11 protein-coding genes are annotated in these 11,745 nt (G+C 72.2%); 3 read left to right on the top strand and 8 right to left on the bottom strand.

What is annotated here, in order from left to right:
• Positions 1 to 72: 72 nt before the first annotated feature.
• From Plo01_RS26335 to Plo01_RS26320, 4 genes are all read right to left on the bottom strand, one after another.
• Positions 73 to 321: a recombinase family protein gene (locus Plo01_RS26335; protein ID WP_203893372.1), complete on the bottom strand. Its 249-nt coding sequence runs from the start codon at positions 319 to 321 to the stop codon at positions 73 to 75.
• Entirely contained in the window at positions 318 to 524 is a 207-nt protein-coding gene (locus tag Plo01_RS26330; protein ID WP_203893371.1) for a hypothetical protein, read from the bottom strand. Before Plo01_RS26330 ends, Plo01_RS26335 begins: the two co-directional genes overlap by 4 nt.
• A gap of 54 nt (positions 525 to 578) precedes the next feature.
• Entirely contained in the window at positions 579 to 1,418 is an 840-nt protein-coding gene (locus Plo01_RS26325; protein ID WP_203893370.1) for a hypothetical protein, read from the bottom strand.
• 74 nt (positions 1,419 to 1,492) lie between these two features.
• On the bottom strand, positions 1,493 to 2,377 hold the full coding sequence (locus Plo01_RS26320) for an epimerase (RefSeq protein ID WP_203893369.1): 885 nt from the start codon (positions 2,375 to 2,377) through the stop codon (positions 1,493 to 1,495).
• A gap of 120 nt (positions 2,378 to 2,497) precedes the next feature.
• Here Plo01_RS26320 and Plo01_RS26315 point away from each other — a divergent pair, with 120 nt between their 5' ends.
• Entirely contained in the window at positions 2,498 to 3,124 is a 627-nt protein-coding gene (locus Plo01_RS26315) for a TetR/AcrR family transcriptional regulator (RefSeq protein WP_203893368.1), read from the top strand.
• Between the two features lie 68 nt (positions 3,125 to 3,192).
• On the opposite strand, the gene Plo01_RS26310 is transcribed toward Plo01_RS26315, so the two are convergent.
• On the bottom strand, positions 3,193 to 4,269 hold the full coding sequence (locus Plo01_RS26310) for an NAD(P)-dependent alcohol dehydrogenase (protein ID WP_203893367.1): 1,077 nt from the start codon (positions 4,267 to 4,269) through the stop codon (positions 3,193 to 3,195).
• A 202-nt stretch (positions 4,270 to 4,471) separates the two neighbouring features.
• Between Plo01_RS26310 and Plo01_RS26305 the strand changes: the two genes are divergently transcribed.
• The gene (locus Plo01_RS26305) at positions 4,472 to 5,326 is read left to right on the top strand and encodes a 3-methyladenine DNA glycosylase (protein WP_203893366.1); all 855 of its coding nucleotides are present in this window, start codon (positions 4,472 to 4,474) and stop codon (positions 5,324 to 5,326) included.
• A gap of 31 nt (positions 5,327 to 5,357) precedes the next feature.
• On the opposite strand, the gene Plo01_RS26300 is transcribed toward Plo01_RS26305, so the two are convergent.
• Positions 5,358 to 6,038: a TetR/AcrR family transcriptional regulator gene (locus Plo01_RS26300; RefSeq protein WP_373871717.1), complete on the bottom strand. Its 681-nt coding sequence runs from the start codon at positions 6,036 to 6,038 to the stop codon at positions 5,358 to 5,360.
• 158 nt (positions 6,039 to 6,196) lie between these two features.
• Here Plo01_RS26300 and Plo01_RS26295 point away from each other — a divergent pair, with 158 nt between their 5' ends.
• Positions 6,197 to 7,423 (top strand): oxygenase MpaB family protein, encoded by a 1,227-nt coding sequence (locus tag Plo01_RS26295; RefSeq protein WP_203893365.1) that lies wholly within the window; start codon positions 6,197 to 6,199, stop codon positions 7,421 to 7,423.
• 105 nt (positions 7,424 to 7,528) lie between these two features.
• On the opposite strand, the gene Plo01_RS26290 is transcribed toward Plo01_RS26295, so the two are convergent.
• Both Plo01_RS26290 and Plo01_RS26285 read right to left on the bottom strand, forming a co-directional pair.
• Positions 7,529 to 9,721: a protein kinase domain-containing protein gene (locus tag Plo01_RS26290; RefSeq protein WP_203893364.1), complete on the bottom strand. Its 2,193-nt coding sequence runs from the start codon at positions 9,719 to 9,721 to the stop codon at positions 7,529 to 7,531.
• Positions 9,721 to 11,658 carry a WD40 repeat domain-containing serine/threonine protein kinase gene (locus tag Plo01_RS26285; RefSeq protein WP_203893363.1) on the bottom strand — a complete coding sequence of 646 codons (1,938 nt, stop codon included), beginning with the start codon at positions 11,656 to 11,658 and terminating at the stop codon, positions 9,721 to 9,723. The genes Plo01_RS26290 and Plo01_RS26285 overlap by 1 nt, the downstream gene beginning before the upstream one ends.
• Positions 11,659 to 11,745 lie beyond the last annotated feature (87 nt).

Here is an 11,745-nt window from a genome sequence, read left to right as displayed (position 1 = left end):
ACCGTGCGCGGGACGGTTCCCGCGGTCGTCGGCGGACTGGTCTCGCCGACTGCCCGACGGGGGCCGGCGGGCTCAGGCGGTTGTGCCGGGGGCGTCGAGAAGCTCCCGGGCGTAACGGGTGTGCAGCAGTCGGTCCACGTAGGACTTCTGCCAGACGCGCCCGCCCGCCGGGGTCCTCACCCCCTCCTCGTTGAGGATTCTGCTGATCGCCGCCAGGCTCGACCCCTGCGAGCGCAACGCGATGATCCGTCGCACCACCTCGGGCGGGCAGCACGGCGGCCGCCCCCGCCGCCGCGCCGGTGCTGTGGGCGTCGTGTTCATCTGCGGCTCCTGCGGAACAGCTGCAGCAGCTCGCGGAAGACCCGATACCGGATCTGGACCCGCTTCTGATCCCGGGTCAGCAACGTGGCGATCATGGCGATTCCCACGTACAGCACGAAGGCGGCGATCACCGCCGCAAGGAATGTAGCGGCCCAGCCCGCTACCGGAGCCATCTCCGCCAGGACGCGGAGCAGGATCTCCATCCGGACTCACTCCCAGTCTTCCGCAGGAAGCGGGGAGTACGCCCGGTCAACCGGTCAGCGCCCTCCCCGCCGGGACGAAGCACGGCGAAGCGGAAGGCGGAAGTCCTCGTCAGAGTCGTGGCGGTGGCCGTACCGCAGCATCGCGGCCATCACCGCCAGTCCGAATGCCGGTACGTGCGTGAGCCGCTTCAGACGCGTGGCCACGAGCCGCAGCATGAGCCGAATGATCCGCAGGACGCGGTTCAGGAGCCGGACGAGCATCTCCTGATGATCGGGGTGAACCTCTCGGACGATCCGGAGCCGCGGTGTCCCGCAGGGGAGCTCGACAGCGGACGGGACCGGGGGAAGCCCGATCTCGAAACGATCGTCCGCCGTGCCGGCGGCGTCGAACGGGGAGACCGGCTCCGGTTCGCGTATGAGATCCCGCCGCGTGGTCAGCGATCCGATCCGGCGCGGACGGAGATCGTGACGGCGTCGGAAGCAGGTGAGGGAGGCTTCGAGATCCTTGCTCCCGATGCAGCGATCACACAGTGGGGTTTCCGGAAGCGGGGCCTCCATCCGCAGGGCGGGACCCGTCGTCTTCCGCCCGTGACGCCGCAGGCGTCCGCATCGCCGGGGAAGGCTGTTCCGCCGTCGGTCGATCGCGAGCCATATCGCGGCGAGCAGTACGGCGGCTTCGATCTCGCCCTCGCCGATGGGACGGAAAAAGAACGACGACTTCTCCGGAAAGGGGGGCGGCTTCCACTCGGCCAGAGAACATGCGTCCGTGTCGACCCTGGGGCGACGCCGAAAATCCAGACACCGTCGCGCCTGGTCGGACGAGTCACGGACTTGGGGCAGCGCGATATGAAGGCGGGTGTTCCCCCACCCTTCAAGCATCTCGCAGCCCGGCACGCTCTCACCCTAGGCGACCCCCGATTCCGTACCGCTTATTCCACCGACGCCGGCGCAGCTCCCGGTGGCGGACGTCAGCCCCGGAGCAGGTGGGTGAGGGCGCCGGTCAGCTCCGGGTGGCGGAACTCGAATCCGGCCTCGGTGAGCCGGGCCGGGAGGCAGCGGCGCCCGGTGAGCGCGAGGGCCGGGTCCGTGCGCAGGACGCGGGCGCCCAGCCGTACCAGGAACGCCGGTGTCGGCGGCGCGGGCGGGCGGCGCAGGACCTGGCGGAAGGCGCGCATCAGCTCGGCGTTGCGCACCGGCGCGGGGCTGGTGACGTGGAGCACCCCGCTCCAGGCGGGATCGTCGATGACGAGGCGGACGACGGCGAGGAAGTCGTCGATGTGCAGCCAGCTCACCCACTGGCGGCCGCTGCCCACCCGTCCGCCCAGGCCCCAGCGGACCAGGCCGGTCAGCCGGTTCAGCGCGGGGGTGTCGCGGTCGAAGACGACGGCGGTGCGCAGGATCACCTGCCGGCCGCAGGGCGCGCCCGCGGCGGCGGCCTCCCAGGCGCGGGCCACGCCGGCCATCTGGGGCGGGCCGTCGGCGGGCGGGGAGGTCTCGGTGAGGACGGCCTCGCCGCCCTCGCCGTAGACGGCCAGGGTGCTGAGCTGGATCCACAGGGCGGGCGCGCCGTTTTCGGCGGCCTCGGCCAGAGCGCGGGTGGGCCCGACCCGGGAGCGGGTGAGGAGGTCGATGTTGGCCGGGGTGGGCGGCCGGTCGACGATCTCGCCCGCCAGGTTGATGAGGACGGCCCCGGCCAGCTCACCGGCCAGGTCGCCGTCCCAGCCGATCTGCCGGTAGGGGCCGGCGGCGGTGGGCCGCCGGGTGAGCACGACGGGCTCGTGGCCCCGGGCGGCCAGGTCGGCGCAGAGGCTGCGGCCGAGCGCTCCGGTGCCGCCGGCCAGAACAATCTTCATGGTGCCGAGTATCCCCAACGCCGCTGGAAGGCGGACGGGGGGATGGGCCGTGCGGGAGGAACCGGGACGAGCTGGGACGGATCGCGGGTTCGCGAGGTCCGCTCTGGCAAACTTGGGCCCATGACTGGACGAGGCCGCCCGCCGGATCCGAACCTCGAGGCACGGGTGTACGAGGCGGCGCTCACCCTGTACGGCGAGGCCGGCTGGGCGGGCTTCAGTCTCGACGCCGTGGCCCGCCGCGCCCGGGTCGGCAAGGCGGGCCTCTACAGCAGGTGGGGCAGCAAGGAGAGGCTGATCGTCGACGCCCTGGCGGCGTGGATCCCGCCGCGGCCGTCCGGGGGAGGGCCGGGGCCGCTGCGGGAGGAGCTGATCCGGCTGGCCACCGCCATCTTCGACAGCTACTTCGACCCGGTGGGCCTGGTGTACCTCCGCGCCCAGCTGGAGGCCATGATCTATCCCGACCTGTTCGGGCAGGCGCTGGAGCGGCTCCAGCGCGAGCGCATCAGGCTCGGGCGCGCCATCGTGCTCCGCGCCGTCGAGCGCGGCGAACTGCCGGAGGGGACGTCCCCCGCGCTCGTCCTGGACTCCGTGAGCGGCATCCTGAGCAACCACGTCCTGTCGACTCCGGCCAGCCAGAGACGGGCCCTGCTCGGGCGGCGGGACGAGTACGTCGAGCAGACCGTGGACTTCGTGCTGTCGGCGGTCGGCTACCGCGCTCAGGGCCGGGACGGTCTGCTGTCCTTGTGAGTGCGGCCCGCTGTCCTACTGTCCGCCGTCCTACAGCCCGCCGTCCCGCGGCCCGCCGCCCTCGTGAGTCATGGGCCCGGCAGCAGGACCGGCTTGATCGTCGTTCCGTTCGCGGAGTCGCGTTCGGCCTCGTTGATCTCGTCCAGCGAGTAGGTGCGGATGAGCCGGTCGAAGGGGAAGCGGCCCTGCTGCCACAGCCGGATCAGCTCCGGGATGAACTGCTGGGGCACGGCGTCCCCCTCGAAGATGTAGCGGATGCTGCGCCCGGCGAACGACTCCGGCTGCAGCGTGATCTCGCCGCCGCCCGCGCCGACCAGGCCGCACGTCCCGAGCGGGCGCACCACGCCGACGGCCGTGGTCACCACGGAGGGCACGCCGGTGGTGTCGAAGGAGCAGTCCACCTGGCCGACGGCGGCGGCCAGCTCGGGATCCGCGCCGTCGACCGCCCGGGTGGCGCCGAGCTCCAGGGCCAGCTCGCGCCGGCCGGGGTGCAGGTCGACCGCGACGATCTCCCCGGCGCCCGCGACCTTGGCCGCCATGACCGCGGCGAGGCCGACCGCGCCGGCGCCGAACACCGCGATGGAGGAGGCGGGGCGCACGTTCAGGACGTTCAGCACCGAGCCCGCCCCGGTCTGCAGGCCGCACCCCAGCGGGCCGAGCAGCTCCAGCGGCAGCGACGGATCGACGCGGACCAGGTTGCGCTCGGTGGCGACGGCGTGGGTGGCGAACGCGGACTGGCCGAACCAGCGGGCCGCGACCGGCGCTCCGGTCGGGTCGGTGGCGCCGCTCGTCCCGTCCGTCCGCAGGCCCGAGGCGTTGCGCATCAGGAACTCGTCGCAGTAGGAGGGGGCGCCGGCCTGACACTGGCGGCACCAGCCGCAGGAGTCGAAGCTCATCACGACGTGGTCGCCGGGCGCGACGCGGGTCACGCCGGGACCGACCGCCTCGACGACGCCCGACCCCTCGTGCCCGAAGATCATCGGCATCGGCAGCTCCGGGAACATCCGGAAGAGCACGTCCGTGTGGCACATGCCCACGCCGACCACGCGGACGAGCGCCTCACCGGGCCCGGGGTCGCTGAGCGAGACGTCCTCGACGGTGAAGGGCTTGCCGGGGTCGCGCAGGATCGCGGCTCGGACTCTCATGGCTGTCAGCCTCCGATCTGGGATGGAGCGCTCGGCGCCGGGCCGGCTGCCGGGCGGAGGCCACGCTTTTTGGACGAATATCGTCTGTTTGAAGCGAAGCTAGAGTCGTTCCGTTCGCGTGTCAAGGTCATCGGCGGGCCGGGCGCCCGCCGGCGTGCGGGCCGTTTTCCGGACATCGCCGGCGCGCCCCTACCATGCAGCGGTGGAAGTTCTGGAGCCGGAGGTGTGGCGGGCGCGGGCGGAGGCCCACCGCCGACGAGTCGAGGCGTGGACGGCGCCGCACCTGGAGCGCAGGCTGCGCGGCGAGACCCATCCCGTCGAGGACTTCTTGTTCAGCTACTACGGGCACCGCCCGGCGCGGCTCCGGCAGTGGCACCCGGGCGCCGGGGTGGTGCTGGCGGGGGCGCGCGACTTCGGCCGCGGCTACGTCGACACCCCCGAGGGGGCCACGCTCGACACCGCGGCGCTGCTGGACCGGCGCGGGGCCACCGTCGAGTGGATCGCCCGCCTGCTGTCCGCCACCGCGGCGCGTCCGGCCCACTTCGGCTGCTTCGGCCTCCACGAGTGGGCGATGGTCTACCGGGCCGCCGAGGTACGGCACGGCGCCTGGCCGCTGCGGCTCGGCGGCGAGGAGATCGCCCGGGTCGTGGAGGAGCGCGGCGTGCGGTGCAGCCACTTCGACGCCTTCCGCTTCTTCACCCCCGAGGCGCGCCCGCTCAACGTGCTGCAGCCGACGCGGGAGCGGCAGCGGGAGCTGGAGCAGCCGGGCTGCCTGCACGCCAACATGGACCTGTACAAGTGGGCGTACAAGTTGTCGCCGCTGGTCAGCGGCGAGCTGGTCGCCGACTGCTTCGCGCTGGCCCGCGACATCCGCGCCGTGGACATGCGGGCCAGCCCGTACGACCTGAGCCCGCTCGGCTACCGGCCGATCCGGATCGAGACACCCGAGGGGCGGGCCGAGTACGCCGCCGAGCAGCGCGGTTTCGCCGAGCGCGCGCGGCTGCAGCGGCGGCGCCTGCTCGACGCCTGCGAACGGCTGCCCGCCGCCTCCGGGTGATCGGCGGGGGCCGGTCCGCTCCTGCCGGTGCTCAATCCGGAGGGCCGGCCGGTTCCAGCATGGGCACGAGGAACCGCCGGGCCACCGCGGCCAGTTGCTCGTCGTCGTCGAGGTCGACGATGTGGCTGGGGATCGCCAGGAAGGAGGCGGAGATCCGGACCATCAGCTCGGCCACGAGGTCGGTGTCCAGGTCGCCGGAGACGGTGCCCGCGCGCTGCTCGTGGCGGAGCTGGCCCGCGACGAACTGCCGTACGGTGGCGAGGGTCCGGCCCTCATCGTTGATCATGGAAGGCACGATCAGGTCCGGTTCCGCGGCGATCAGGCCGCCGATCAGCGGGTTGCGCCGGATGGCGCGCAGCGAGCTCACGAAGCCCAGGACCACCCGGTCGGCGGCGGTGCGGGCCTGCTCGATGTCGATGAGGAACCGGTCGAAATATCTGCGGAACTCTCGGCGCACCACGTGTTCGACCAGCGCGTCCTTCGTGGCGAACCGCCGGTAGACCGTGATCCGCGAGACCCCGGACCGGCGGGCCACGTCCTCCATGGTGGATCGCCGGATGCCCATGCGGCAGAACTGCTCATAGGCCGCGTCGAGGATGCGGGCGCGGGTGCCGTCGGTGTCGTCGACCCGTTCGACGGCATCGGTGTACGCGCGCTCCAGCAGCGACTCCGAGTCCGGCGGGCCCATGAGCGCGGACAGCGCAGCTTCCACGATCACCTCCTGTTCTTGATTCTGCCTCAATCGCCAACAGTCGCTGTCGCGGTCTTGTGATGCCCGACACGGTGTGCTGTATTGATGATACGCAGATTCGTTATTTGTTTCACCGTACCAGCACTGCTCTCGACCTCACGAGGAGAAGGGACGAAGGCATGGGCGAACTCAGCAGGCGCGACATGCTGAAGGCGGGCGGGGCCCTGGGCACCCTGGGCGCGCTGGGCATCGCGGCGCCCGCGCAGGCGCGCGTGTGGACGTGGTCGCCGAGCGGCTCGGTGGCCGGCGCGGGGGCCGGCCTCGATCCCCGGTGGGTGTGGGACGAGGAGGCAGACCCGCTGGTCGCCTCGCTGATCGACCGGGGGGACGTGCCCAGGGTCAACGCGCTGTTGCGCACCTGGACCAAGAACGGCCAGCCGCTGCCCGACGGGCTCCCGGCGGACCTGCGGGACTTCATGGAGCGGGCCCGCCGGCTGCCGCCGTGGGCCGACCGGGGGAAGCTCGCCACCGCGGTCGCGTTCAACGACAAGCGGGGACTCTACCTCGGCGTGCTGTACGGCTTCGCCAGCGGCATGATGAGCACGGTCATCCCCAAGGAGGCGCGCGCGGTCTACTACTCCCAGGGCGGTGCGGACATGAAGGACCGCATCTCCAAGACCGCCAAACTCGGGTACGACATCGGGTCCCGGAAGGCCTACGACGCCGACGGCGAAATGATCGTGACGTGCGTCAAGACCCGGCTGGTGCACGCGGCCGTGCGCCACCTGCTGCCGAAGTCCCCGTACTGGCAGAAGTCCGCCGACGAGGAGATCCCGATCAGCCAGGCGGACATGATGGTCACCTGGCACAGCCTGCCCACGACCGTCATGAAGAACCTGACCGCGTGGAAGGTGCCGATCCCCGCCGGAGAGTCCGCGGCCTTCCTGCACTCCTGGCAGCTGGCCGCGCACCTGCTCGGCATCAAGGACGAGTACATCCCCGCGTCGTGGGAGGAGGCCGACTCCCAGGCCCGGCAGGTCCTGGACCCGGTGCTGGCCCCGACGCCCGAGGGCGTCAAACTGGCCGACATCCTCCTCAACCTCGGCGCCGCGATCGACGCCGGCATCCTCAGCAAGCGCGTGCTCGGCGCGTTCACGCGCTTCCTGCTCGGCGACCAGATCGCCGAGTGGCTGAAGATCTCCAGGTACCCGTTCTGGGACGGGATCCTCGACACGTTCTGGGAGCCCTTCATCGCCGTCCGCGAAGGCGTGCTCGAGAGGTTCCCGGGGGCGGGCAACACCTACTGGCTCTTCGACGAGCTCCTGCGCAAGGTGGTCCTGGTCTACCTGTCCGAAGCGCGGCGGATCAGCATCGAGATCCCGCTGACCAACAACCCGGAGCACTGATCGCGGCCCGGCTCCCGCACCCGCGACGCCGCCGGAGCCGGTGCCGGTGCCGGGAACACGTGAGACCCGTGTGCGCCCGGGACGACGTCACGGTCATCGCGGAGGTCACCGCGCGGTGTACTCGAGGGCGATCTTGTCCATCTCGGCTGCGGGGCCCTCGGCGAGGACGCGTACGGCACGGCCCCGGAGGTCGAGCATGACCACTTCCTTCTCCTTCCCCCCGGATTCCTTCCTCTTCCCGGATTCCTTCTCCTTCCCCCCGGACCTGACCGCGAGCAGGTTGCGCTCGCCCAGCCAGCCGGCGAAGGCCGTTCCCCCGGGCATGGGCACCGTGGCCTTCTTCACGCCGGTGACGTAGTCCCATAGGCAGATGTTTCCTGATTTATCGGGACAGACTGTGGTGACGACCGTGCCCAGCGGGCTGACCGCGACGTCGTCCCATGTCATCGTGCCGACCGAGGACAGCGTGCGGACGAGTGTGCCGTCCAGGTTCCTGACCCGGACCGCGCCGCCGGGAGCCTGCTGGATCACGGTGGTCCCGTCGGGGCCCCAGGCGTATACGTGCGGTCCGTCGTTGTCGTCGGCGACGGCGACGAACCGCCCCCTGCGCTCCGCCGCGTCCACGATCGTGAAGCCCGTGCTCCGCCCGATCAGCTGCTCCGCCCCGACCGACTCGAAGACGGTCAGCAGCACCCGGGAGCCGTCGGGCGACCAGCGCGGGTAGCGGCTCTGCGCCGGTCGCCCGACGGTCCGCACGACGGACTGCCGCCCGGTGGCCCGATCGACGACGCGGACCTGGTCGAAGTCGAAGAAATCGGTCTTGAACTGAGGGCTGGCCACGAAGAACGAGCCTCCCGGGGACACGACGAGGTCGTGCCGGCCCTCGAACTCCTCGAAGGCGTCCCCGTCGGCGGCCCTGACGGACGAGGGGCCCGACGCCATGACGTTCCGGTTGTCCTCATAGGAGGTGACCCGCCAGGAATCCGCGGGGTTCTCCCGCAAGGTGATCCCCGTTCCCGGGATCCGCACCGACGTGGTCGACTCGGGGGCCATGGTCCCGCCGGTCCTGCGCCGCGCGAGGGGGGTCGCCGTACCGCCATCCGCCGTACCGCGACCCGCCGCGCTGTCGCCCGTGCCGCTGCCCGCGCCCTCCGGCCGTTCGCCCGAGGTCCGCGCCAGATGGATCCCCACCCCGGCGGAGAGCGCGAGAGCCACCGCGGCGAGGCCCGCCACGGCCGCGCGGCGGGTCCGCGCCGGCGGGCCGGAGCCCGGCGCGGGAAGCGTGTCCTGGAGCCCGGAGGGGTTCCCCCGCACGCCGGTCTCCGGCCCGGCGCGATCCGGTCCGGCGCGATCCGGTCCGGCGCGATCCGGTCTGCCGTCGTCCGGCCCGCCGGTCTCATGCCCTCCCGCCCGGGCGCGCCCCTCGGCCAGCAGGCGCGGCGGCGGCACGGAATGGCCCAGCAGCCGCAGCAGCGCGGTCGTGGCGCTCGGCCGCGCCGCCGGATCCTTGGCCAGGCACTGCAGGACCAGCTCCCGCAGCTCTCCCTCCAGATCGCCCAGCTTCGGCTCGCCGGACAGGATCCGGTGGATGGTCGCCGGCATCGGCCCCGTGCCGAACGGGGGTGTCCCGGTCGCCGCGCAGGTCACCGTGGCGGCCCAGGCGAACATGTCGGAGGCCGGTCCGGCCGGCGCCCCGTTGAACTGCTCGGGCGCCATGTAGGGCGGAGTGCCGACGAGGTGCTCGGTGGTCGCCTCGGAGTCCGCCGCCCGGGCGATCCCGAAGTCGATGACGCGGGGCCCGTCCCTGGCCAGCAGCACGTTGGCGGGCTTCAGGTCCCGGTGGACCACGCCCGCCTGGTGGATCGCCGACAGCGCGGTGAGCGTCCCGATCGCCAGCCTGCGCAGTTCGGTGCCGCGCAGGGCCCCGCGCTCGGAGATCACTTGCGCGAGGCTGGGGCCGTCGACGTACTCGCTCACGATGTACGGCGCGCCGCCGAACTCGCCGTGCTCCAGCACCTGCGCCGTGCAGAAGGCCTTCACCCGCAGCGCCAGCTCGATCTCCCGGTCGAGCTCCGCGAGCTCCGCGAGCTCCGCGCGCTTCGCCGGCTCCGCGAGCGCGCGGGATCCGGCTGCGGCGGAGTCGACGGCGTCGGCGCGCAGCAGCTTGACCGCGACCCGCTCACCCGAAGGCGACTCGGCCAGGTAGACCACGCCCTGCCCGCCCGCGCCCAGCCTGCCGACGATGCGGTGGCCGCCGATCCGCACGGGATCGGCGGCGCGCAGAGGATCGACCGGCATCAGGGGGCCGACCTTCGGGTGAAGCTCAGGATCGCGGCGATGTCCTTGCCCTCGGCCTCGGCGTCGACCCTGCCCTTGATGTCGGCGAGCACCCGCTGCGTCCCCCCGACGAAGTCGATCACCTGGGCCTGGCGGTTCTTCCCGACGTTCTTCACCACCAGCAGGTGGTTCTCGTTGAACCAGCCGAGGAGCTCGTCCACGTCGGTGATGGGGACGGTGTGGCGGCGGTTGCCGGTCGCCGTGTCCCACACGCAGATGCCCTTCTCCCTGGGGCAGACGGTGGTGAAGAGCTTCCCGGACGGGGAGAACCAGTTCACGCTGCGGGGGGAGCCGACCCAGTGCATGGTCCGGACGACCTGCCCCTGGAGGTTGTAGAAGTCGGCGCCGGAGGTCTTGCCGTCGAAGTAGCGCCGGGCGACCGATCCGTCGGGGGCGAAGGTGAAGGGGTCGGTGGAGGAGCCGACGACCTCGGTCACCACGAGGGTGGACTTCCTGGCGGTCACGTCCACGACCACGAAGCCGCCGCTCACCGCCTTGTCCTTCTGGATGACCGTGAGCAGCACCTTGGTACCGTCCTTCGACCACACCGGGAAGGCGGTCTCGAACGGCTTCTTCACGGTCGGCACCGTGAAGGCCTCGCCGGTCGCGACCTCAGTGATCTTCAGGTAGTCCATGTCCGACTGGGTGAACTTCAGAGTGGGGCTGAGGGCCACCCGCCCCTCGTCCGGCGACAGCGCCGGGGACATCAGGGCGTCCACCTGGCGGTAGGCGTCCTTGCCCTTCTCCCGGACGAAGGTGTTGAAGGGCTTCTTCACCCACGTGTAGCCGCTGAGCCTGACCGGGTCCTCCGGATGCTCGTGCAGGGTGATGCCGATGTCGGGCAGGGCGACGTCCTCGGACGCCTTCTCCACCTCCTCCAGCGGGGAGAGCACGACCTCCGGCCCGGTGGCGGCGGGGGCGGCGGAGGGCAGGAGCTCCCCGGCCGGGGACGGCGTGCTCGCGGCGACGGGCGCCGAGGCCGCCGACGGGGACGTGAACAGGTACACGGAGCTCCCGGAGAGCAGGGCGATGGCCACCGCTGCCGCGCCGAGCAGCAGCGGCCGGCCGCGCCGTACCGGGCGGGTGGCGGCGGGTGGCGGGCCGAGGTCGGTGGTGAGCAGCTCGCCGACCAGCTTGAGCAGGACGTCGCTCGCCGCGGGGCGGGCGTGCGGGTCCTTGGACAGGCACGCCGCGACGACGCCGCGCAGGTCGTCCTCCACCGCCTCCAGATCCGGTCCGTCGTTGAGGATGCGGTTGACGGTCCCGGCCATCGAGCCGCCGTCGAAGGGGGAGCGGCCCGTCGCGGCGAACGCCAGGGTCGCGGCCCAGCCGAACAGGTCGGCCGCGGGCGCGGGCTCCTCGCCCCGGAGCAGTTCCGGGGCGGTGAAGGCCGGGACGCCGACGCTGCGGGTGTCGGCGGCGTCGGTCGTGGAGAGGGCCCTGGCCACCCCGAAGTTGATCACTCGCGGCCCGTCGGGTCCCAGCACCACGTTGTCGGGACGGATGTCGCCGTGCGTCATCCCGGCCTGGTGGACGGCGACCAGCGCCGTCATCATGCCGACCGCGAGCCGGTGCAGCGCCGCGCCCCGCAGGACGCCCCCGGAGGCGACGGCCTCCTTGAGACTGGGGCCGTCGATGTACTCGCTCACGATGTACGGCCGGCCGTCCGCCACCCCGGTGTCCAGGACCTCGGCGGTGCAGAACGCCGAGATCTCCCGCAGCGGCCCGGCCGCGGCGAGGAAGCGCTCCGGATCGAGATCGGCCGGGAGCAGCCTGACGACGACCCGGGCCCCGGCGGGCGAGCGTCCCAGATAGACCGCGTCCCCCATCCGGCCGACGATCTCGTACCCGTCCACGCGTCCGGGATCCCCCGGGCCGATCGGTCTGACATCCGGCATGATGGCTCCCCCTGCGGCGGTCATTGCGGATCACCAATTATGGGGATCAAGGCTGACAGAGAGCAGTCTTCCGGCCAATATGACCGA

The sequence above is a fragment of the Planobispora longispora genome (assembly GCF_016863135.1).
GTDB classification, from domain to species: Bacteria; Actinomycetota; Actinomycetes; order Streptosporangiales; family Streptosporangiaceae; genus Planobispora; species Planobispora longispora.
The sequence above is the reverse complement of the archived record's forward strand: the minus strand, read 5'-3'. Positions and strand labels throughout refer to the sequence as shown.